Annotated in this window: 20 protein-coding genes; 13 read left to right on the top strand and 7 right to left on the bottom strand. The window is 29.5% G+C overall.

Annotation, left to right across the window (positions count from 1 at the left end; all coding sequences use genetic code 11):
• Window positions 1-2 precede the first annotated feature (2 nt).
• The gene (mnmA, locus tag ATE90_RS04640; protein ID WP_036786741.1) at window positions 3-1,190 is read right to left on the bottom strand and encodes a tRNA 2-thiouridine(34) synthase MnmA; all 1,188 of its coding nucleotides are present in this window, start codon (window positions 1,188-1,190) and stop codon (window positions 3-5) included.
• 167 nt (window positions 1,191-1,357) lie between these two features.
• Window positions 1,358-2,014: a toxin-antitoxin system YwqK family antitoxin gene (locus tag ATE90_RS04635; RefSeq protein WP_235317743.1), complete on the bottom strand. Its 657-nt coding sequence runs from the start codon at window positions 2,012-2,014 to the stop codon at window positions 1,358-1,360.
• 235 nt (window positions 2,015-2,249) lie between these two features.
• On the opposite strand from ATE90_RS04635, the gene ATE90_RS04630 reads away from it, so the two are divergent.
• The 7 genes from ATE90_RS04630 to ATE90_RS04595 all read left to right on the top strand — a co-directional run bounded on the left by ATE90_RS04630 (window position 2,250) and on the right by ATE90_RS04595 (window position 9,424).
• Complete coding sequence (locus ATE90_RS04630) at window positions 2,250-2,537, top strand: hypothetical protein (protein WP_036786745.1); 288 nt, start codon at window positions 2,250-2,252, stop codon at window positions 2,535-2,537.
• A gap of 213 nt (window positions 2,538-2,750) precedes the next feature.
• Complete coding sequence (purB, locus tag ATE90_RS04625; RefSeq protein ID WP_036786747.1) at window positions 2,751-4,094, top strand: adenylosuccinate lyase; 1,344 nt, start codon at window positions 2,751-2,753, stop codon at window positions 4,092-4,094.
• Complete coding sequence (locus tag ATE90_RS04620) at window positions 4,094-4,465, top strand: hypothetical protein (RefSeq protein ID WP_036786748.1); 372 nt, start codon at window positions 4,094-4,096, stop codon at window positions 4,463-4,465. The genes purB and ATE90_RS04620 overlap by 1 nt, the downstream gene beginning before the upstream one ends.
• Before the next feature lies 1 nt (window position 4,466).
• Window positions 4,467-5,237 (top strand): TerC family protein, encoded by a 771-nt coding sequence (locus ATE90_RS04615; protein WP_101450941.1) that lies wholly within the window; start codon window positions 4,467-4,469, stop codon window positions 5,235-5,237.
• 348 nt (window positions 5,238-5,585) lie between these two features.
• Window positions 5,586-7,979, top strand: a complete 2,394-nt coding sequence (locus tag ATE90_RS04605; RefSeq protein ID WP_101450939.1) for a TonB-dependent receptor — start codon at window positions 5,586-5,588, stop codon at window positions 7,977-7,979.
• A 10-nt stretch (window positions 7,980-7,989) separates the two neighbouring features.
• The gene (locus ATE90_RS04600; protein ID WP_101450937.1) at window positions 7,990-8,559 is read left to right on the top strand and encodes a type 1 periplasmic binding fold superfamily protein; all 570 of its coding nucleotides are present in this window, start codon (window positions 7,990-7,992) and stop codon (window positions 8,557-8,559) included.
• 130 nt (window positions 8,560-8,689) lie between these two features.
• Window positions 8,690-9,424: a hypothetical protein gene (locus ATE90_RS04595; protein WP_036786756.1), complete on the top strand. Its 735-nt coding sequence runs from the start codon at window positions 8,690-8,692 to the stop codon at window positions 9,422-9,424.
• 1 nt (window position 9,425) lies between these two features.
• Here ATE90_RS04595 and ATE90_RS04590 read toward each other — a convergent pair whose 3' ends face one another.
• Both ATE90_RS04590 and ATE90_RS04585 read right to left on the bottom strand, forming a co-directional pair.
• The gene (locus ATE90_RS04590; protein WP_101450935.1) at window positions 9,426-10,733 is read right to left on the bottom strand and encodes an MFS transporter; all 1,308 of its coding nucleotides are present in this window, start codon (window positions 10,731-10,733) and stop codon (window positions 9,426-9,428) included.
• A gap of 70 nt (window positions 10,734-10,803) precedes the next feature.
• Complete coding sequence (locus ATE90_RS04585; RefSeq protein WP_036786758.1) at window positions 10,804-11,625, bottom strand: M48 family metallopeptidase; 822 nt, start codon at window positions 11,623-11,625, stop codon at window positions 10,804-10,806.
• Between the two features lie 244 nt (window positions 11,626-11,869).
• Here ATE90_RS04585 and msrB point away from each other — a divergent pair, with 244 nt between their 5' ends.
• The 4 genes from msrB (at window position 11,870) to folD (ending at window position 16,521) form a co-directional block, all read left to right on the top strand.
• Window positions 11,870-12,349: a peptide-methionine (R)-S-oxide reductase MsrB gene (gene msrB / locus ATE90_RS04580; RefSeq protein WP_036786759.1), complete on the top strand. Its 480-nt coding sequence runs from the start codon at window positions 11,870-11,872 to the stop codon at window positions 12,347-12,349.
• Between the two features lie 721 nt (window positions 12,350-13,070).
• Window positions 13,071-13,595: a DinB family protein gene (locus ATE90_RS04575; RefSeq protein WP_036786761.1), complete on the top strand. Its 525-nt coding sequence runs from the start codon at window positions 13,071-13,073 to the stop codon at window positions 13,593-13,595.
• Window positions 13,596-14,224: 629 nt separating this feature from the next.
• Window positions 14,225-15,553, top strand: a complete 1,329-nt coding sequence (ffh, locus tag ATE90_RS04565) for a signal recognition particle protein (RefSeq protein ID WP_036786765.1) — start codon at window positions 14,225-14,227, stop codon at window positions 15,551-15,553.
• A 92-nt stretch (window positions 15,554-15,645) separates the two neighbouring features.
• A complete protein-coding gene (gene folD / locus ATE90_RS04560) occupies window positions 15,646-16,521 on the top strand; it encodes a bifunctional methylenetetrahydrofolate dehydrogenase/methenyltetrahydrofolate cyclohydrolase FolD (RefSeq protein ID WP_036786767.1) in 876 nt (291 codons plus the stop codon).
• Between the two features lie 311 nt (window positions 16,522-16,832).
• Here the strand turns inward: folD and ATE90_RS04555 are convergent, their stop codons facing one another.
• The 3 genes from ATE90_RS04555 to ATE90_RS04545 are packed head-to-tail and all read right to left on the bottom strand — an operon-like array spanning window position 16,833 to window position 19,351.
• Window positions 16,833-17,195 carry a cupin domain-containing protein gene (locus tag ATE90_RS04555; RefSeq protein WP_036786769.1) on the bottom strand — a complete coding sequence of 121 codons (363 nt, stop codon included), beginning with the start codon at window positions 17,193-17,195 and terminating at the stop codon, window positions 16,833-16,835.
• An 8-nt stretch (window positions 17,196-17,203) separates the two neighbouring features.
• Window positions 17,204-17,767: a hypothetical protein gene (locus ATE90_RS04550; protein ID WP_036786771.1), complete on the bottom strand. Its 564-nt coding sequence runs from the start codon at window positions 17,765-17,767 to the stop codon at window positions 17,204-17,206.
• 45 nt (window positions 17,768-17,812) lie between these two features.
• Window positions 17,813-19,351, bottom strand: coding sequence for a helicase HerA-like domain-containing protein (locus ATE90_RS04545; RefSeq protein WP_101450933.1), 1,539 nt, complete (start codon window positions 19,349-19,351; stop codon window positions 17,813-17,815).
• Window positions 19,352-19,534: 183 nt separating this feature from the next.
• On the opposite strand from ATE90_RS04545, the gene ATE90_RS04540 reads away from it, so the two are divergent.
• Entirely contained in the window at window positions 19,535-22,741 is a 3,207-nt protein-coding gene (locus ATE90_RS04540; protein ID WP_101450931.1) for a WD40/YVTN/BNR-like repeat-containing protein, read from the top strand.
• A gap of 2 nt (window positions 22,742-22,743) precedes the next feature.
• The gene (locus ATE90_RS04535; RefSeq protein WP_036786777.1) at window positions 22,744-23,418 is read left to right on the top strand and encodes a DUF2490 domain-containing protein; all 675 of its coding nucleotides are present in this window, start codon (window positions 22,744-22,746) and stop codon (window positions 23,416-23,418) included.
• The last annotated feature ends 7 nt before the right edge of the window (window positions 23,419-23,425 follow it).

Below are 23,425 nucleotides of genomic sequence, written 5' to 3'. Positions count from 1 at the left end.
AATTAAAAAATTACTCCAGAGCCCAAAAGTTCTTCATCTTTATACCAAGCCACAAATTGCCCCTCCTGAATTGAAGATTGCTTATTTTCAAATTCTACATACAAACCGGTTTCTACTTTGTACAAAGTAACATTTTCTAAAGGCTGTCTGTATCTAATTCTTGCTGATAACTCAATTTTTTCACCAACTTTTAGAATTAAATCTTTACGAATCCAATGCACTTCTTCATTCGAAACAAATAATACATTCCTGTAAATACCCGGATGATTTTTTCCTTCTCCTGTATAAATTATGTTTTCTGCAACATCAGTTTCTATAACATACAATGCTTCTTTTGTACCTCCAACATTTAGTCCTTTACGTTGACCTTTTGTAAAATAGTGCGCCCCTTGATGCTTACCTACTAATTGTCCGTCTTCTTTTTTGTAAGAAAACTTTGTTGAAAAAAAGGCTAACTCCGCTTCTTTGTTTTCAAAAATTGGCGTTGACTTTGTGTATTGAGAAAAATCTACTGGAATAGTTACAATAGCACCTTCCCTTGGTTGTAATTTTTGTTGTAAAAACTCAGGCAATCTTACTTTACCAATAAAACACAAACCTTGAGAATCTTTCTTTTCAGCAGTAATTAAACCTGCTTCTTTAGCAATTACTCTTACTTCTGGCTTTGTTAATTCGCCAATTGGAAATAATGCTTTAGTTAATTGTTCTTGAGATAATTGACATAAAAAATACGATTGATCTTTATTCGTGTCTTTTCCTGCTAATAATTTATAAACAGGTTTTCCATGGATAATTTCTTCTCCTTTTCTACAATAATGACCAGTAGCCACATAATCTGCACCTAGATTTAAAGCAATATCCATAAAAACATCAAACTTTATCTCTCTGTTACACAGGACATCTGGATTTGGAGTTCTTCCTTTTGAATACTCGTCAAACATATAATCTACAATACGTTCTTTGTATTGCTCGCTTAAATCTACAACTTGAAAAGGAATCCCTAGTTTTTCTGCAACAATCATTGCATCATTACTATCTTCTAACCAAGGACATTCGTTAGAAATGGTTACAGCATCATCGTGCCAATTTTTCATAAAAAGCCCAATAACATCAAAACCTTGTTCTTTTAATAAATGTGCTGTAACACTAGAGTCAACACCACCAGAAAGACCAACAACTACTCTTTTCATTTTTTAATTTTGAGATCGCAAAGTTACAAATTTGATTAGGATTTATTGATTGAAAGAATTGATGTTATAATTGGTTTACATTATATTAAAACTATTGTCGTCTTTTTTTAATTATAATCAAATAGAAAAAGATAAAACGTCATTTTGAAACTTTTGAAACTTAGCAATCAATTCTCTTTTTGCTTCAAAAAATTAGATTTTTTTTTCTTTAAATCTTCATCCGAAGCAACTTCGCCATCTAAATAATACTCCCACTTTCCAATTCTTTTTCCTGCTAAGTATGAACCAGTCTCTTTTAAATTTCCGTTCAATTCAAAATATTTAGCAATACCATTTAGTTTTCCATTTTTATAATTAACACTTTCAATTAAAATTCCCTTGCTTGAAAATTTTTCAGAAGTTCCATTTTTAAAACCTTTTTTATAAAATGAAATTTCTGTCTCTTTTCCATTCGGATAATAGTTTATTAACTTTCCTTCTAACCTTCCCTCTTTATAAAATTCTTCAGACATTTTTTTACCGTCTTGAAAATAATATATCCAACGACCCACTCTATTTTTATGTAAAAAAGAACCTTTACTCTGTAATTTGCCATTTAGTGAATAAAACTTGACTATAACAACATCACTTTTTTTAGAATAGGATTTAATAATTACTGGAAATTGAGAGTTTGAATTGTCATAAAATTTAAAAACTCCAATTTCTTTTCCTTTTTCAAAAGCACCAGAATAACGTATTTTATGGTTGGGATAATATTTTCTCCAAACTCCTGTCCTTTGCTTACTTTTATCAAACTGATTAATTGCTTGAGCAATAGTATTCATACTTATAAAAAAACAAGTAAAAAAAGTAAATATAAAATTGAGTCTTTTTATCTTTATCATTGATATAACCTTTTTAGAGTAAATATACACTAATCGTATTAAAATGAGTGTGCTTTTTTTAACTGAACAATTTAATTCGATGGGACCTCCTAAAATATAAAACCGTCAAAAAGTTGCTAATATTATATTAGAAAATCAAAATTTGTTTAAAGATTTAGTCTCTCTAACTTTTGATATGGAAAATAAAGTTTCTATAAGAATAGCCTGGATTTTAGAACGGATATGTACACATCATGATTTAGATGAGATGGTTCCTTATTTCAATGAATTCGCTGCACAAATATCCACTTTAAAATTTGATAATGCAATTAGACCTTTTGCAAAAATTTGCGAACATTTAGCAACAGCTTTTTATTCATGTAAAGAAAATGAATTTAAAAAAGCATTAAAAGATTCTCAGATAGATGCCATTGTGACATGTGCATTTGATTGGTTCATTACTCCTCAAAAAATAGCTACTTGAGTTTATACAATTTATACTTTATATCTATTTGGATTGCAGAAAGATTGAATTCATCCTGAATTAAAACTGCTCATTGAAACTAAAATTATCCACGAGAGCGAAGGCACAAACGCGAGAGGAAAACAAGTACTGATTTTGATAGAAAAACATAAGGAATCTACTTTGTAAATCTGTTGAAATGCTTATTTTTGCATTTAACAACAGAACTGAACAATGAACTTAACTCAACTAAATGCTATTTCTCCAATTGATGGGCGTTACAGAAATAAAATATCAAAATTAGCCAACTATTTTTCTGAAGAAGCTTTAATAAAATACAGAGTTAGGGTAGAAATAGAATATTTTATAGCACTATGTGAAATTCCTTTGCCTCAATTAGCTGACTTTAATATTAATTTATTTGAAGATTTGCGTAAAATTTATACCGATTTCACAGCAGAAGATGCTCAAAAAATAAAAGATATTGAAAAAGTTACAAACCATGATGTAAAAGCGGTTGAATACTTTATAAAGGAAAAATTTGACATTTTAGGTTTACAAAAACATAAAGAATTCATTCATTTTGGATTAACTTCTCAAGATATAAATAATACTGCAATTCCGCTTTCTATAAAAGAAGTAATGAACGAAGTTTATGTGCCACAATATAATGAACTTCTAGAGCGATTACAAGAGTTAGTTATTGAATGGAAAGATATTTCTATGTTGGCAAGAACTCATGGTCAACCAGCATCTCCTACAAGATTAGGAAAAGAAATTGAAGTTTTTGTGGTTCGTTTAAAAGAGCAATTTAATTTATTAAACGACATCCCTAATGCAGCTAAGTTTGGTGGCGCTACAGGAAATTTTAACGCACACAAGGTAGCTTACCCATCTATTGATTGGAAAGAATTTGGAGGTAAATTTGTACAAGAAAAACTAGGATTACATCATTCTTTTCCTACAACACAAATAGAACACTACGATCATTTAGCAGCTTTGTTTGATACTTTAAAACGTATTAATACAATTGTTTTAGATTTAGACAGAGATTTCTGGACGTATGTTTCTACAGATTATTTTAAACAAAAAATTAAGGCTGGTGAAGTAGGTTCTTCTGCAATGCCACATAAAGTAAACCCTATTGACTTTGAAAATTCTGAAGGTAATTTAGGTATAGCAAATGCAATATTTGAGCATCTTTCTGCTAAATTACCAGTTTCTCGTTTACAACGTGATTTAACCGATAGTACTGTTTTAAGAAATGTTGGTGTCCCTTTTGGACATACAATTATTGCTTTTACATCAACATTAAAAGGTTTAAATAAATTGTTATTAAACAAACAGAAGTTTGAAGATGATTTAGAAAACAATTGGGCTGTTGTAGCAGAAGCTATTCAAACAATTTTAAGACGAGAAGCCTACCCTAATCCTTATGAAGCACTAAAAGGGTTGACAAGAACAAATGAAAAAATAAATCAAAGTTCAATTGCAGATTTTATTGATACTTTAGAAGTTTCAACAGAAATAAAGTTAGAGTTAAAAGCAATTACCCCATCCAATTATACAGGAGTTTAATGAAAAAAGCAATCTATATCATCTTAGGCATTTTAACATTAGCATCATGTAAATCTGAATTTGAAGACAATTCAGATCGATTTAAAGTAGGTGTTTTTGAAATTCCTGCTGGTAAAGGTTTTGTAAAAGAAACTATTATCAGAAAAGATAGTATTCAAATTAGTAAACATGGAAATCATATAGATACTTTGTCAATAAAATGGAAAAATAATTTCTTTTACACCTTAAAATATATTAATCCAAAAACCACATTACAGAAAGATCCAATGTTTGTACAGATTAATAAAATTCATAAAGAATCTTATGATTTTACTGTTAAAATTGGCTTTTCAAAATTTAAAAAAAAAGCAACAATATATAAAGTAAAATAATATGGAAATATTTTTACATGCAGATACTTGGGTTGCTCTGCTAACGCTTACTTTTCTAGAAATTATTCTAGGAATAGATAATATTATTTTTATTTCTATTTCAGCCAATAAATTACCTGAAAATCAGGTGAAAAAAGCGACATTATTAGGCTTAGGTTTGGCCATGATTACAAGAATATTGCTTCTATTTAGTGTTTCTTATTTAATAGCCATGAAAAATCCATTTTTAACGCTGGATATTGGTTGGTTTAAAACTGGTTTAACAGGACAGAGTATTATTTTATTTTTAGGAGGTATTTTCTTATTATTCAAAAGCACCAAAGAAATAAGACAAAAAGTTGAAAACACAAATGAAGAACATGTTTTAAAATCACCTAAAATCATATCTTTTAAGAGTGTTATTGTACAAATAATTTTAATAGATATTGTTTTTTCTTTTGATAGTATTTTAACGGCTGTTGGTATGACAAATGGAATTGATGGTGCTTTAATTATTATGATAATAGCTGTAATTATCTCTATAATTATTATGATGATTTTCTCTAAGCCAATCAATAAATTCGTCAATAGAAATCCAACAATTCAAATGTTGGCATTGTCTTTTTTAATATTAATTGGGTTTATGTTAATTACAGAAGCCGCTCATTTATCTCATACAGCCTTTTTTAACAAAACTGTTGGTGCTATTCCAAAAGGATATTTGTATTTTGCGATCTCATTTTCTTTAGGTGTTGAAATGTTAAATTTAAGAATTAGAAAAAAAGAAAAATAAGATTAAAACGTTCAAAAAACATATAGGTATTTTTCTAATGGTAATATTTTTATTACCATTAACTATAAATTCTATTCACGATTTTTTAAATCATGAACACGCTGTTTGTAGTTCTAAAACAAATCAGCATATTCATAAAAAAGATATTGATTGTAGCTTACATCTTATAAAACAAAGTGTTTCTTTTTTAGCCTCAAATCATTATAAAATTCTTACCAAAACTGTCATTTCTAATGATGATAGTATACAATATAGTTTCTTAAAAAATCATTATCGATTATCGTTTTATTTAAGGGGACCTCCTCTTTATGTTCAAGCTTAAACTTTTTTTGAACATAAAAGACTAAAATGCAAAAACTATTTTTTTTGTGTGCACTTTTGTATTGCATAAGTGCAACTGCACAAGATTGTAACATCACTTTTAAAGGTAAAATTATCGATTTCCACGACAAAACACCAATATTTGGTGCATCAATTGTTGTACTTAATTTAAATAAGTATTCAACATCAAATATTGATGGTGAATACGAAATTAATAATTTATGTAAAGGAAAAATAATTCTAGAAATTAAACATATTTCCTGCGAAACAAAGCAAATTTCAATCGATATAGATAAAAGTATTGAAAGGGACATCTTTTTAGAACATCATTTAGAAGAATTAAATGAAGTTGTTGTAAAAACAAATATAAAAACGGAACAATCTAGTGTAGAACAATCTATCAAAAAGGCAGTAATAGAAGAATTTACTGATAAATCTTTAGGAGATGCGTTAAATAACATTAGTGGTGTTTCCTCACTAAATACGGGGAATTCTATTGTAAAACCAATGATTCATGGCTTACATAGTAGCAGGCTTTTAATTATTAACAACAATGTAAGGATGTATGACCAAGAATGGGGAGATGAACACGCACCAAATATAGATATTAACGCTAGTGATAGAATTGATGTTATAAAAGGGGCAAATACATTAAAATATGGCAGTGATGCTATAGGTGGATTAATCCTTCTAAGACCAAAAAGATACTCAGTTAAAGATAGTTTATTTGGTAGCACTTTAACATCATTTAATTCAAATGGTTTGGGTGGTAGTTTAAATTCTGAAATTATTAAAACCTACAAATCAGGGCTTTATACAAAATTTCAAATGAATTACAAACAATTTGGAGATTTTGAAGCAGCCAATTATAACCTAACCAATAGTGGCATAAAAAGCTTAAATGGTTCTGTTCAGTTTGGCTATAATAGTTTTGAAAAAGGTTTTGATGTCTATTATAGTTATGTAGATAACGAATTTGGTATATTAAAAGCGTCTCATATTGGTAACGTAAATGATTTAAAAAATGCTATAGATAGTCCACTACCAAGGGTTATTGAAGATTTTTCATATACTATAGATTTTCCAAAACAGTCTATAGCTCATCATTTAGCAAAAATTGAAGCTTACAAACGTTACAAGGGTTTTGGAAAATTAACTGTTCAGTACGATTTTCAAATCAACAGACGTAAAGAATTTGATTTACGAAGAGGTGATTTAAAAAATACACCTGTTATAGACTTGAGATTGTTTACCACAAGTCTTCAGCCTAATTTACAGATAGATTATTTCGATAACTTAAAAATAAATACAGGTTTGTTATTTCGTTATCAACAAAACGTAGCTTTTAGTACTGGTGTTAGAGCTTTAATCCCAGACTTTGATAAATATGAAGCTGGAATGTATGCTATTGCAAATTATAATTTGAATGAAGTTAGTAAATTAAGTGCAGGAATTCGTTATGACTTTTCAGCAATCAATGTAAGTAAAATATATAATCTTACAGATTGGAATGAAACTTATAATTATGATGAATTGTTTCCTGAGTTCGAAGTATCAATTGACAATACACGAATTCTAACAAATCCTGAATTTACATTCCACAATATTTCTGCAATTCTAGGGTATAGCAAACAGTTTGAAAAAAATATATCATTATTTACAAATTATGGTTTGGTTTCAAGAATGCCTAATCCATCAGAATTATTCAGTGATGGTTTGCATCATAGTGCTGCAAGGTTAGAATATGGCTTTTTAACGATGAAGAAAGAAGTTGCAAACAAATTTGTAATTTCTCTTGAAAAAAATAGCGATGATTTTGGGTTTACTATTAGTCCATATTATAAATATATTGATGATTTTATTCAACTAATTCCTTTTGGCATAGATAGAAATATCAGAGGTGCTTTTCCTGAATGGAAATACATTCAAGTTAATGCGCAAATTTTTGGCGTTGATATTGATGTGAATAAGAAAATTAGTAAAAACTTTAATTATCTAGGTAGTTTAAGTCTATTACAAGGAGATAATTTAACAGATGATATTCCTTTAATTCATATGCCTGCCGCTAATTTTAGTAATCGTTTGTCTTACGTAAATGATCATTTAAATCAATTAACAATTAGTTTAAGTAACAAAACTATTTTACAGCAAAATAGATTTCCAGATTACAATTTTTATACATACAATGCTAAACTGCAAGAAGATGTTTTTATAGATATAAGTTCAACACCTCCTGCCTATTCGCTATTTAGTTTACACACATCAGCAGCGTTTAAGATTTTTAATGAAGGGAGTTTAAAATTAGAATTCAATATAGATAATGTGTTCAATGTATCTTACAGAGAACATTTAAATAGATTACGATATTTTACCGATGATTTAGGAAGAAACTATAACCTAAAACTTAAAATAAATTATTAAACAAACAATTATGAAAATTACAAATACATTAAAAATAACTCGATTACTAGCTATATTATTAATCTCTTTCTTAACATTTACAGCTTGTTCTGATGATGATGATCACGACCATGATGAAGGTACTGAAGAAGAACTAATTACTACAGTTAGATACACCTTAACCAATGGTAATAATATAGTTACGTTAACTTTTAGTGACCCTGATGGTGAAGGTGGAAATGATGGAACATATTCTATTTCTGGCGATTTAGATGAGAATCTAACGTATACAGGTCTGATTGAATTATTAAATGAAACAGAATCTCCGGCAGGGGATATTACTGAAGAAGTGAAAGATGAAGCAGATGAACATGAGTTTTTCTATACTTCTGATGTGTCTGGATTATCAATTACTAAAACTGATACAGATGGTAATGGTAACCCTTTAGGTGTTGAAACTTCTTTAACAACTGGTAGTGCAGGTTCAGGAACATTAACTGTTATCTTGAAGCATGAACCTACAAAGCCGAATAGTGGAAGCTCTGCAAGCGCTGGAGGAAGTACCGATGTAGAAGTAAGTTTTAATATTACAGTTCAGTAAAACTGAACTATTTTAAATGAAAAAGCAGCTATTTATTAGCTGCTTTTTCATTTAAATCAATTTAATTATTATAAATACTTTATATTAAATTCGTACTTAAAAAATTAACACTTAAAAAAGACACACATATATGTCTAAAAAGATAATTTTAAATGAAATTATTTTAGCTTACAGAAATGTAATTGAAGAACGATATCAATATGAAGTTTTAAAGAAAAAACATGATTTTCCTAAAACGATAAATGAGGAAATTGTAGGTGAAATAAAAGACTATTTCTTAATCTATGTATATCCTAATTTAGAAAAGAGAAAAGAATTAAACGAAGCGTTTGGCGCTTTAGATGATTTCATAAAACACCCAGAAAAGTTGTTAAATTTAGTTTTGGATTCTTTTCAATTGGTATTGAGGCAAGGAAGATATTTACCTAAAGTATTTAACGCAGGCTTAAAAGCAATGAAATCTTATCGGGGTGCAACCACATTTGAAAATGCCTTGGTTGTTATAGCTATCAATAAAAATATTGACCCTCCTTATACTACATCCAAAATAAATACTTTAATTAAACTTTTACCTTATAAAGAAATCGAAGGTTTCATGAATAATACAGAAACTTTCTTCAATATTATCCATGATAAAGAATTGGTTGCAAAAATTAAAGAAATCATTGCTTATTTAATTTCTAAAATGAAAATGAAACCTAAAATTTTTTCCAAAAAAGAAACTTTAGGTTTAGAATTAGCTCTAGAAACCATTACTAAAGGAGAACAAATGCTAAACAAACTCACCAAAAAAGATCAAGAAATTTTGATTGATTTTGTGTTAATAATAGAAAAAGATTATTTAACTGAAATCTTTCGAGAATAGATTATTGTACATGTTTTGTCTTTTTAAAAATACTAAGCACAATGAAAGAGGCTAAAAAGAAAACTGCTAATGCTAAAACACTAGATTGTATGGTAAATATAGAATTTAAAAATCCAAAAGTAACCATACCTACTACTAACGCTATCTTTTCAGTTACATCATAAAAACTAAAATACGATGCTGTATCTTCTGTTTCAGGCAATAATTTTGAATATGTAGACCTTGCTAAAGATTGAATTGCGCCCATAACAAGACCAATTAAACCTCCTAAAATATAAAAATACATCTCTATATGTGGAGTTTCTTTGGTTAAATTAAAACCAATAAAACAAACCAAACCCCAAATAGCAATTGCTATTTTTATCGTTTTAATATTTCCTATTTTATTAGATAGTCTTGAAAAAAGGAAAGCGCCTAAAATTCCAACAAATTGCACCAATAAAATAGTTGCTAATAAATTTAAAGTTTCTAATCCTAAAATAGTTCCAAAAATTCCAGCCATTAAAATAATTGTTTGAACGCCAATACTTAATAAGAAAAATGATATTAGAAAAATTTTAAGCTCTCTGTAAGCAAATAATTCTTTTGATACTTTTTGTATTTCTTTTAAACCTTTTGTAAAATAATTATCTTTAGGTAGTGTAGTTTTCTCTTCTTTTGGCAATTTAGCATAGGTAATTTGAGCAAACCCCAACCACCAAATACCAACTAAAACAAAAGAAAGTTGAGAGCCAAATTGTTTATCATAAAAACCAAAAACTTCAGTTTCTATAAGTACCAGACAAATAAGTAGTAAAATTATAGAGCCTGAATATCCCAACATAAAACCTTTAGCACTCACATTATCTTGTTGTTCTGGATTTGCTACTTCAGGTAAATATGCATTGTAAAACACTATACTTCCCCAAAAACCAATACTAGCTAAAATGGTAAACACAATGCCAACCCAAAGGGTTTCTTTACCTGTAAAAAAAAACAAACTCATTACAGATAATGAGCCTAGTAAACAAAAACCTTTTAAAAATTTCTTTTTATTCCCTGCATAATCTGCTATACCAGATAACATTGGCGATATAAATGCAACTACCAAAAAAGAAAACGCTAGCGCATAATTATATAAGCTAGTTGGGTTCCATAAAGTACCCAGAAATTCTATTTCCCCATCTGCATTTGCGAAGAATTTAGAAGTTGTTAAACCTGCATAATATATAGGAAAAACAGCTGAACTGATTACTAAAGAATATACAGAATTTGCCCAGTCATAAAAAGCCCAAGCATTGATTAATTTTTTATCTCCAATTTTTAACATAAATTATATTTTATAAAAAACCGTTCAATCTCTTGAACGGTGCACAATATAAGGAAACTATTTATTTAATTTATTTTTTGACTTGAGATTGTGCTTGATTGTACTTTTTAGCATACATTTTTGCAGTAGGTAAATAACTTTTTAAATCTTGTATTCTTGCTGCATTTGAAGGATGTGTGCTTAAAATTTGTGGTGTACTACTTCCTCCGGAATTTTTACTCATTCTTACCCAAACTTCTGCAGCTTCAATACCATCATAACCCGCCATCAACATGAAAACTAACCCTAATCTATCTGCCTCTTGCTCATGAGTTCTACTAAACTTTAACATTGTTAAACCAGAACCAACACCAAAAGCAGTATTCCATATTTGTTTTGTTTGCGAATCTTCCTTTGATGTTCCTAAAGTCACCAATAAACCGCCAATTTGTTGACCATAAGATGAAGTCATACGTTCTTGACCATGTTTGGCAAATGCATGTGCAACTTCATGCCCCATAACTGCCGCAACACCATTTATGTTATCACAAATTGGCATAATACCAGTATAAAAGACAACTTTACCTCCTGGCATACACCAAGCATTTATAGTTTTATCTTCTACTAAATTAAATTCCCATCGATAAGAATCTGCTTCTGTAACCATATTGTTGGCTCTCATAAAGCGATCTACAGCTTGAGAAATATTTTTACCAACTTCTTTTATTTGGTTTGTCATTTCTCTATTAGTAGATAATTTATTTTCCGCTAAAAAACCTTTATATTGGGCAAAGCTTGTTGGTAAAACTTGCGAATCACTTACTAAATTCACTCTTTTTCTTCCTGTAATTGGCACAGTACTGCATGCTTCAAAAAGAACCATGATTATAACTAAAATAAGTACTTTTTTCATTTTTTTATGTGTTTAGTCTATAACTAGTAAGACACTTTCTTATACAATAGGTCACAAATTTATTACTTTTTAAATTATAGATTCTATCTTTATTTAAAAATGTTTTTTTGTTGATATTTTAATAATTTATAATATTGTAAGTTATTTAATAAATATACGTCAAACCTATAAAATCAATTCTTTTATTACCAATGGATATAATAATATTCAATTAAAAAAAAGATAATATTACACTTTTAGATATATGAAAAAATTAATTAGTACTCTTGTTTTATTAATGATGTTTAGCTGTGTAGGAAATTCACAAAATTCATCAAAAGAAAAGAAAACTTATAAAGTAGAAAAAACAGATATTGAATGGAAAAAATTACTTTCTCCAATGCAATATTATGTATTACGTGAAGCTGGCACAGAAAGGGCATTTACAAGTGAATTTAATGAAAATCACAAAAAAGGTATTTATGTTTGTGCGGCTTGCAAAACAGCTTTGTACAAATCTGAAAATAAATTTGATTCAGGCTCTGGCTGGCCTTCTTTTGATCGCGCTATAAACGGCAATATTGAGTTAGATGTAGATTATAAAATTGGGTATCGCAGAACTGAGCTCAAATGCAATACTTGTGGTGGTCATTTGGGGCATTCTTTTGATGATGGACCAAAAGAAACCACAGGAAAACGCCATTGCATTAATGGAGCTGCTTTAGAATTTGTTGTTGAAAAATAAAATTTCTAATTACTCAAAACATTACTCATAATTACTTTTTTTGTTACACTTTTGAGTTGATGTCTTCTTACTTTTCGAAACAATGGATTACATTTATAATAAATTTAATAATTATGTTTTAAAAATATAGAGAGAGCATTGAAAAAGCTTAACAAAATATTAAATTATGAACACTTTAAAATTTTGTTAGAAAATTTCACTTCAAGTGCAATTAATAAATACATAAGTATTATTGGAACTTCTCAAAAACTAGCAATAAGAACAAAAAAATAATAGAAATTTATTCTTTGACTATTTTTATTAAAGGTTTAAGCACTTTTATAAATTGCATTTGTATCTTTAATCTTATAAATAGAGAACTTTTTGGTTAATTAAAGAGTAAATAACATAGCCACGGTTATGGTAAATTATTTAATCACTTTTCTAGAATATATTATAGTTTTGCTAAATAAACGATTCCTTTCTGCCCTATTTATATTGCTATCAAATGTTACGACTGGAATTAAAATACTTTTGATGTATGCAATCATCTTATTTTAAATCTTATCAATTATGCTTAAGGATTAAAAAAGAATGGCAAAGTTTAATTCAGCTCTAACTATATAGTCTAAATGCTAACATCAACACTAAATTACCATCAACATATCGAGTATAAAATCTACACTATTTTACTACTATATCTTATAAATTTATTACATTTAACGCCGCAAATTATGGATGGATGGATAAGGATGAGATTTTAGATATATTAGAAACTAAACACCAAGAATTATTTACTTGGTTAGAAAATCAGCCTCAAGAAAATTGGATATTAGGTCCCGAAAAAAAATGGTCTACAAGTCAGCACATACAGCATTTAGCAGATAGCTTACAACTATTAAATAAAGCTTTAAGTTACCCAAGATTTTTTCTGAAATATAAATTTGGCATTTGTAATAGAGAATCTAGAGATTACAATACTATTGTAAAAAAATACCAGCAAAAACTTTCAGAAAATAGAGAAGGAATAAGAAATTTTAATAAAAAATTGAATAAACCAACTTTAAAAGAAAAAAAGCGTTTAATAACAAAACTTCAAATTCAACAAAAAAAATTGCAATACAAAACTAAAAAAATTAGCGAAAAAAACTTAGATAGCTTGGTTATTCCGCATCCTTTAATGGGAAAAATGACCATAAGAGAAATTATTATGTGGACAGTATATCACACAGAACATCATACAAAAACTTTACAAAAATTCTATTAAGTGAAAACTATTATTAAAAAACCTCATATTTTATTTTTTAGCTTAATCCCTCTTTTTATTTTTACAGGCTTAATAAGGGAAGGTAACGTAATAGATGTAACAATATATAATACTTTTTTTGCCGTTAAAATTCATTATTGGTCTTACTTTTCAGCTCTTTTTGTTGCTTTAATTGGTTTAAATTATTACATGCTTTATTGGGCTAAAAAAGCAACAATACCTATATTATCTCTTTTTCACATTATATTTCAATTAGCTGCATTCATTCCTTTTATTTTTTGCCTCTTGTTTATAAATACAAAAACTGTTTTAGCACCTAACTTTCTGTCGGATTATATTAACATGTACTCAATACTTTCAACTTCATATATTCTTTTTGTAATATCCACATGTTTATGTCTACTTAACTTCATTTTAGCTTTATTAAAAAGAAGAGATAGTTCATTTCATTAATATTTATGACCTACTTTTAACAAAAACTCATTTTTCTTTGTTGGCTGTCTTTCATTATTTAATGAACTTTTTTACAAGCTCATTTCTAAATAAAAGATGATTAAAAAACTTTTTTAATCCCTAAACAAATCATCACTAATTCTTATATTTGTGCTTCCTAAAAAAGAACACAAGTTATGTTTAACAGTTTAAGCGATAAATTAGATAAAGCCTTACATACCCTAAAAGGACATGGTAAAATTACTGAAGTAAATGTTGCTGAAACCCTTAAAGAAGTTAGAAGGGCATTGTTAGATGCAGATGTTAACTTTAAAGTTGCCAAAAATTTTACAAAGAAAGTTCAAACCAAAGCATTAGGCCAAGATGTATTAACGACATTAAATCCTGGACAATTAATGGTAAAGTTAGTAAAAGATGAACTAACTGAACTAATGGGCGGAGAAACTGTTGGTATAAACCTTGGAGGGTCTCCCACAGTAATTTTAATGTCTGGTTTGCAAGGTTCTGGTAAAACTACTTTTTCAGGAAAACTAGCAAATTTTTTAAAAACAAAAAAGGCGAAGCAAGTTCTTTTAGTTGGTTGTGATGTATACAGGCCTGCTGCCATCAATCAATTACAAGTTGTAGGAGAGCAAATTGGAGTTGAAGTATATGCCGAAGTTGGTAATAACAATCCTGTTGAAATTTCTAAAAATGCAATTGCTCACGCGATAGCAAATAGTAAGAATGTTGTGATTATTGATACTGCTGGACGCTTGGCGGTAGATGAAGAAATGATGACAGAGATTTCTAACATTCATAAAGCTGTAAATCCACAAGAAACATTATTTGTGGTAGATTCTATGACTGGACAAGATGCTGTAAATACTGCAAAAGCTTTTAATGATATCTTAAATTTTGATGGAGTTATTCTTACAAAATTAGATGGTGATACAAGAGGTGGAGCAGCTTTAACCATAAAAACTGTTGTAGATAAACCGATTAAATTTATTGGTACTGGAGAGAAAATGGATGCTATTGATGTTTTCCATCCAGATAGAATGGCCGATCGAATTTTAGGTATGGGAGATGTTATTTCTCTTGTAGAGCGTGCTCAAGATCAATATGATGAGGAAGAAGCAAGAAAATTACAAAAGAAGATTGCTAAAAATCAATTTGGTTTTGATGATTTTTTAAGTCAGATTCAACAAATAAAAAAGATGGGAAGCATGAAAGATTTGGTTGGTATGATTCCTGGAGCTGGAAAAGCAATGAAAGATGTAGATATAGATGATGATGCATTTAAAGGAATTGAAGCAATTATTCATTCGATGACACCAGGTGAAAGAAGTACACCAAATTCAATAAATGCCAGCAGGAAAAAGAGAATTGCCAAAGGATCTGGAACTACCATACAAGAAGTAAATCAATTGATGAAGCAATTTAATCAAATGAGCAAAATGATGAAAATGATGCAAGGCGGTGGTGGTAAAAAAATGATGCAAATGATGAAAGGAATGCAATAAATTACACTTAGCAGTTAGTAAAAACAAACCTCTTTCAAACTGCGAATTTGGAATATAAAGTAACACAATAAACACTGAACCTGAAAAAACAAATGATTTTATTAGACGGAAAAAAAACTTCTGCAGATATTAAAGAAGAAATTGCTTTAGAAGTTCGAGAATTAAAAAATAGGGGAAACAAAACCCCGCATTTAGCTGCAGTTATAGTTGGTAATGATGGTGCTAGTATTACGTATGTAAATGCCAAAGTAAAAGCTTGTGAAAGAGTTGGTTTTGAATCTACTTTAATCAGATTACCAAAGGAAACTTCAGAAGAAGATTTGTTAAATGAAATTGCTATATTAAATATCGACAATGATATTGATGGTTTTATAGTTCAATTGCCTTTACCTAAACATATTAATGAACAAAAGGTGATCATGGCTATTGATCCTAATAAAGATGTAGATGGTTTTCACCCAACAAATGTGGGAAAAATGGCGCTGAATTTACCCACTTTTATTTCTGCAACTCCTTTTGGAATTTTAGAATTATTAGATAGGTATAATGTTGAAACTTCTGGGAAACATGTTGTTGTTTTAGGAAGAAGTCATATTGTTGGTAGCCCAATGAGTATTTTGTTATCACAAAAAAGAAAAGTAGGAAATGCTACTGTAACGATGTGTCATAGCAGAACTAAAAACCTCAAAGAAATTACTTTACAAGCTGATATTATTGTTGCAGCAATCGGAATCCCTGAATTTGTTAAAGCAGAAATGGTTAAAGATAATGTTACTATAATTGATGTAGGAATTACTCGTCTAGCAGATTCCTCTAGAAAAAATGGATTTAGATTAGTTGGAGATGTTGCTTTTGATGAAGTCTCTAAAAAAGCAGCTTTTATTACTCCTGTTCCAGGTGGTGTTGGGCCAATGACCATTGCAATGTTATTAAAAAACACTTTATTAGCTTGCCAAAGAAAAAACTAAATAATTACTTTTTCTTTTGAATACCTCAGCATGTTTATTGGAAATACTCAAAACCCTTCTTTCAAAAGAGCATTTTAGGTGATACTTAAATAGCGATTAAAGTTCTACTGCTATTTATTAAATGGTTAAAACTAAAGTTACTAATAGCAATTTTAAAGTTGTTAATCATTATTGCAATTACTTTTTAATTTTCTGGAAACTGATTTCTCAAAAAAATTAAAATAAAGTCTTTTAAATCTATTTTTGGGTTTAGCTTTATTCCTTTTGAGAAATTTATAACCATCAAAATGAATAAATTTATAATTACTGTTTTATTCTCTATGTACTAAATCTATGGAAAAAGCAGGCAGACAAACAGCAATATACTCGCAATCAGTATCAAAAGGATTAGAATATTGAACTCGTGTGTTTTTCTCTATTTTGATGGATTGCCCAGCTTTTAAAACAATCGTTTCGCCCTCGATAATAAACTGCTTTTTTCCCTTAATAATATAGGTGTACTCATCAAATTCTGGAGTTTGAAAAGGCTCACTCCATTTTGGAGGTGCAATCATGTGTGCAATACTTATTTGCGAATTTTGATCAGTAGCATTTCCAAAATGTTCTTCAATAATTTTACCATCTGTTGTTGGCACAACAAACGGTGTACTTTGAATTTGATATTTTTTTTTCATTGTAGAATTTAATTAAACCAAACTATAAAAGATTTAATTTTTGCTAAATCAGGAATTTGCTCTAAAGATATTTTTTGAGTAATAATGTCTTTAATACCTAACTCCTCTTTATCAATTGTGATGGTTGCATTTAATTCATCTAAAAAAAGGGTCACAGATTGAAGGGTAGATTCCGGCCTTATGCTATTATTGGCATTGATTTCAGAAAAATTAGAACTTAAACTTAAACCAACTTCCGTTTTAAAACGATTATCATGAATTTCAATACTTCTTATAGTAGATGTAGAATCCAACTGATCTTTTGGTATAATTGTTAACAAATGTTTTCCTCCTTTTTCAAAAACTAAAATTTCATCATCATCTTGAAAATAATTATTTCCAAGAGCTCCTTCACTTAAATTCTTAACAAGAGAATCGTTATTGAAAATAGTTTCTAAATCTTTTATAGTGGTTACAGTAGAAATTAAACCTACTTTACCTTTTTCAATTTTAAATTTATCATTTTTATTACAACTGATAATTAATAATGAAAACACAATTAAAATTACAGATAAGGACTTCTTTTTGATCATTCTTTTTGTTTTATATTTTCTTTAAACGTTTAATTTTTAATTTTGTTATTTAATCATCTTTTTTAAAATTCCAAAAAAGGCTCTAATAAAAGTGGCACTTGTTAATACTTTCACAATTGGGTTTTGTCTTGTACTTCTTCTTGAATAAGATTTCGTCGCTCTTTTTTCTTTTATTTCTCTTTCTTTTTGTTCTGCAGATTTTTTAATTGCTTTTTCTTCTGCTAAATTAATCTTTTCAATTTTATTATTTAACAATTCGTAGGCACTTTCTCTATCTAATTCTTGATTATATTTGTGCATTAACCTTGAGTTATCTATTACATTGCCTAATTCTTTGTCTGTTAATACATCCATTCTACTCATTGGCGCACGCAACATTGTTCTGGCTAGTGGAGTAGGAATTCCTTTTTCATTTAAAACAGATACAAATGCTTCTCCAATTCCTAATTGAGTTAAAACTTCTTTCGTGTCATAATAATCAGAACTTGGATAATTTTCTGCAGCCAACTTAATTGCTTTTCTGTCTTTTGCAGTAAATGCTCTTAATGCATGTTGTATTTTTAAACCTAATTGCGCTAAAATATCTTCAGGTACATCTTTAGGGTTTTGAGTAACAAAATACAAACCAATTCCTTTAGAACGTATTAATTTTACAATACTTTCTATTTGGTTTAATAATGCTTTTGAAGCTTCTTCAAAAACTAAATGTGCTTCATCAATAAATATAATAAGTTCTGGTCTGCCACTATCTCCTTGTTCTGGAAAGGTTTCATAAACCTCTGCTAACAATTGCAGCATAAATGTTGAAAATAACTTAGGCTTGTCTTGAATATCGGTTAAACGTAAAACTGAAATAATTCCTCTTCCGCTTTCATCAATTCTACTTAAATCTTCAACATCAAAAGATTTTTCACCAAAGAATAAATCCCCTCCTTGTTGTTCTATTTGTATAATTTTACGTAAAATAGCTCCAGTACTGGCCGTAGAGATTCTACCATATTCAGCTTGAATTTCTTCTTTGCCTTCTTGCGTTACAAATTGTAAAACTTTTTTAAAGTCTTTTAAGTCTAGTAAAGGCAACTTGTGGTCATCACAATACTTAAAAATAATTGCTAAAATACCTGATTGTGTCTCTGTTAAATCTAAAATTTTTGATAATAAAACAGGACCAAATTCGGATATAGTTGCACGCATTCTTGTACCATCCTGTTCTGAAATTGTTAGAACTTCTATTGGAAACTTTTTTGCTTCAAAAGGAAAACCAATTTTTGCATGACGTTCATCAATCTTTGGATGACCCGGGCTTGGTTGCGCCAAACCAGATAAATCTCCTTTAATATCCATTAATAAAACAGGAATTCCTTTTTCCGATAGATTTTCAGCTAAAACTTGTAACGTTTTTGTTTTTCCTGTACCAGTAGCGCCAGCAATTAAACCATGTCTATTCAGCGTTTTTAAAGGGACCTTAACAATGGCATTTGTAACCGTTTCTTCCCCTAACATAGCTGCTCCAAGTGCTATAAACTCTCCTTTAGTTTTATAACCATTGTTTATATACTCAAAGAATTCTTCTTGCTCACTCATCTTCTTAAATTTTTATAAAAATAATCAAAGTTTCATTGTTAAATAATAAAAAGTGGATTTAGTTTAATTCATTACCTAATTCAATAATTTCATATTTAATAGAAATTTGTTAAATTATTTGTGGAATCTTAATTGAGCTTTTCTATTTTGTATCTTGTAACCCGTTATAAAAAACCAAACTCAATGAAAAAATTATTTACAATCCTTTTTTTAAGCGCTACTTCTCTACTCTTTTCTCAAGAGTTTTCCATGGATATTTTAAAAAATATGACACCAAGAAATATTGGCCCCGGAGGAATGTCTGGGCGCGTAACTTCTATTGATGTTGTGGAATCTAATCCTGAAATCATATATGCTGGTACCGCTTCTGGTGGAATTTGGAAATCAACTTCTGGTGGAATTAAATGGAAACCTATTTTCGAAAAAGAATTAACGGCTTCTATAGGAGCAATTGCCATCCAGCAATCAAATCCCAGTGTTATATGGGCAGGAACAGGTGAAGGAAATCCAAGAAATAGTTTAAATGGTGGATTTGGAATTTATAAATCTTTAGATGCGGGAAAAACATGGAAATCCATGGGTTTAGAAAAAACGAGACACATTCATAGAGTAATTATCAATCCTACAAATCCAGATGTAGTTTATGCTGGTGCCATTGGCTCTCCTTGGGGAGAACACAAAGAACGTGGTGTTTATAAGACCATGGATGGTGGTAAAACTTGGAAACAAATATTGTTTACAAACATAAAATCTGGAACTGCAGATTTAATTATGGATCCTACAAATCCAAACAAATTAATTGCTTCGATGTGGGAACACAAACGTGATCCTTGGTTTTTTAAATCTGGAGGAACAGGAAGTGGGGTATACATTACGCATGATGGGGGAGAAAACTGGAAACAAATTACAGAAAAAGATGGTTTCCCTAAAGGTGATTTAGGAAGAATAGGCGTTGCCATAGCTCCTAGCAACCCCGATATAATTTATGCTCTGGTTGAAGCGAAAAAAAATGCGTTGTATAAAAGTGAAGATGGTGGTTTTAAATGGAAGAAAATAAATGACAAACCTGGTATTGGAAATCGTCCTTTTTATTATTCAGAAATTTATGTAGACCCTCAAAATGAAAATAGATTATACACAGTGTTTACGTATATCAATGTTTCACAAGACGGTGGCAAATCTTTCGAACAATTAATGCCTGCTTATGGCGTAGACAATGGAGTTCATCCAGATCATCATGCTTGGTGGATTCATCCAAAAAACGGAAAATTTATGATTGATGGGAATGATGGTGGATTAAATATTACGAAAGATGGAGGTAAATCTTGGCGCTTTATTGGTAACATACCAGTGGCTCAATTTTATCATATAAATGTGGATAATGAATTTCCATATAACATTTATGGCGGCATGCAAGATAATGGCTCTTGGAGAGGTCCAAGCTATGTGTGGAAAGCACAAGGAATTAGAAATTCTTATTGGCAAGAAATTAGTTTTGGAGATGGTTTTGATGTTGTACCCGATAAAGACGATTCAAGATATGGTTGGTCCATGAGCCAGCAAGGTTCTGTAGTAAGATATGATTATAAAACAGGAAATAATTATTCGGTAAAACCAACACATTTCGATGCTAGTATAAAATTACGTTTCAATTGGAATGCAGCTATTAATATGGATCCATTTGATAATTCTACCTTATATTTTGGAAGTCAGTTTGTACATAAATCAACAGATAAAGGTTTAACCTGGAGTGTTATTTCTCCGGATTTATCAACAAACAATCCTGAAAAATTAAAACAAGCAGAAAGTGGTGGTTTAACTATGGATGCAACTGGTGCAGAAAATCATTGCACCATTTTAGTAATTGAGCCTGCTGTTTTAGAAAAAGATGTTTTGTGGGCAGCTACTGATGATGGTCAAGTACATATCACCAAAAATGGGGGTAAAAACTGGGTGAATGTAGCAAAAAACATAAAAGGTTTACCCAAAAATAGTTGGATTACACAAATAAAAGCATCCAATAAAAATAAAGGAGAAGCATTACTAATAGCAAATGATTACAGACGTTTTAACTATACTCCTTATGCCTATAGAACTAAAAATTATGGATTAACTTGGGAACGTATTGTTGACGAAAATGATGTACAAAGTTATACGCTCTGTATTATAGAAGATCCTAAAAACGAGAATCTACTTTTCTTAGGTACTGATGATGGTTTGTATATTTCTATAAATGCAGGAGAAAAATGGACAAAATGGACGGAAGGTTTTCCAACCGTTCCTGTAAAAGATTTGGTAATTCATCCAAGAGAAAATGATTTAATTATTGGAACTTTTGGAAGAGCTGCATGGGTTTTAGATGATATTAGACCATTAAGAGCAATTGCAAATGGAAATATTACTACTAAAAAGTTAGCATTATTCTCACCTCCTACTGCATATCAAGCAGCAAGACAACAACCAACAGGAAGTAGATTTGGTGCAGATGCTTTGTATCAAGGAGAAAACAGAAAAAGTGGTGCTTTAATTTCTTATTATATAAATAGACCTGCGAAAAAGAAAGAAGAAATTAAGTCTACAAAGAAGAAAACAAATGAGGACAAAATTAAATCTGAAGGCAAAAAAACAGTAAAATATGACTCTATTAAATTAGAAGTTTTTGATGGTAATAGACAAATAAGAACTTTAAAATTTAAAGCACCTAAAGAAAATGGAATTCATAAAACTAGATGGTTTTTAAGAGAAAAAGGTATTGCTAGAGCTTCCAGAAGAATTTCTAAATCTAAAAGAGAACCAAGTGGCGTTTCTGTAAAACCAGGAACTTATAAATTAAAAATGACTTTTGGCGATGTTATTTCTGAACAAAATATAAAAGTAGAATTTGATCCTAGATTAGCAATTTCTGATGAAGCAATTAATCAAAAATACAATGCTAGTAAAGAACTGGAAAGATATCAAGAAAAAATTACTTCTATTGTAAACCAATTGGTAGAAAGTAAAAATACAGCAACTTCCATAAAATCTCAATTAACAAAAGAGAATAAAACGAAATATAAAAGTGAGATAAAATCATCCTCAAAAATTATAAAAGAAATTGACACTTTAATAGCTATATATCTAGGGAAAGTTGACAAAAGGCAAGGGATTACTAGAAACAAAGAAGTTACGGTAAATCAGCGTTTTGGAACTGCTAATTATTATGTTCGTTCACGATTCGGTAAACAGACTGCCACAGAAATTCAATTGATAAATCAGTTTAAAGAAGAATTCAATAAAGCGCTTTCTAAAACAAATTCTTTTTTCAATAAAGAATGGATAAGCTATAAATCATCAACAGAAAAGATATATATTTCCCCTTTTAAAGAAACTAAAATTTATTCAATTAAATAAAGATGAAGAAAACAAGTGTCATTTTGTGCCTGAGTTTTTTATGCTTTCAGCTACAAGCACAAAAGACTGCTGAAAACAGCCTAGGAACATGGTATATGTATAATGGTTCCCATCGAGTATCAGATAAGATTGCGCTAAAAACGATGGCTCATTTAAGATATTTTGAGGTTACTAGCGAATTTCAACAAGAGGTTTACAGATTAGGTCTTAACTATACTATTAACCCAAAAACTAATCTTACAGTAGGTTTAAGCTATGCTACTGCTGATGTTGCTTATGATACTCCTTCAAATAATTTATACGAATGGAGATTGTATGAAGACTTAAATTTAAAATCTAAATGGGGAAAATTTATAGCAAAACATCGTTTTCGTTTTGAGCATCGTTTTATTCATAAAAATATTACTCAGGATGCCACACAAAGTTGGATTCGTTATAACTTAAATGTAGGCACTCCAATTTCTAAAAAATGGAGTGTTTACGCTTTTAATGAACTATTTTTAAACCTAGATCGAGGTAAAAGATTTTCTCAAAATTGGACTGGAGCTGGTTTTTTACACAAACTGAACAATAATTTAAAAATAAAATTAGGCTATATCCAAATAAAATTACCAGCTAACACTTTAAAAAGATTACAATTAGGTGTAATTCTAAATACAAATCATAAAAAAAAATAAACAGATA

Source organism: Polaribacter sp. Hel1_33_96 (assembly GCF_002846595.1).
In the GTDB taxonomy this organism is placed as follows: Bacteria; Bacteroidota; Bacteroidia; order Flavobacteriales; family Flavobacteriaceae; genus Polaribacter.
This window is presented reverse-complemented; position numbering and strand designations above follow the sequence as displayed.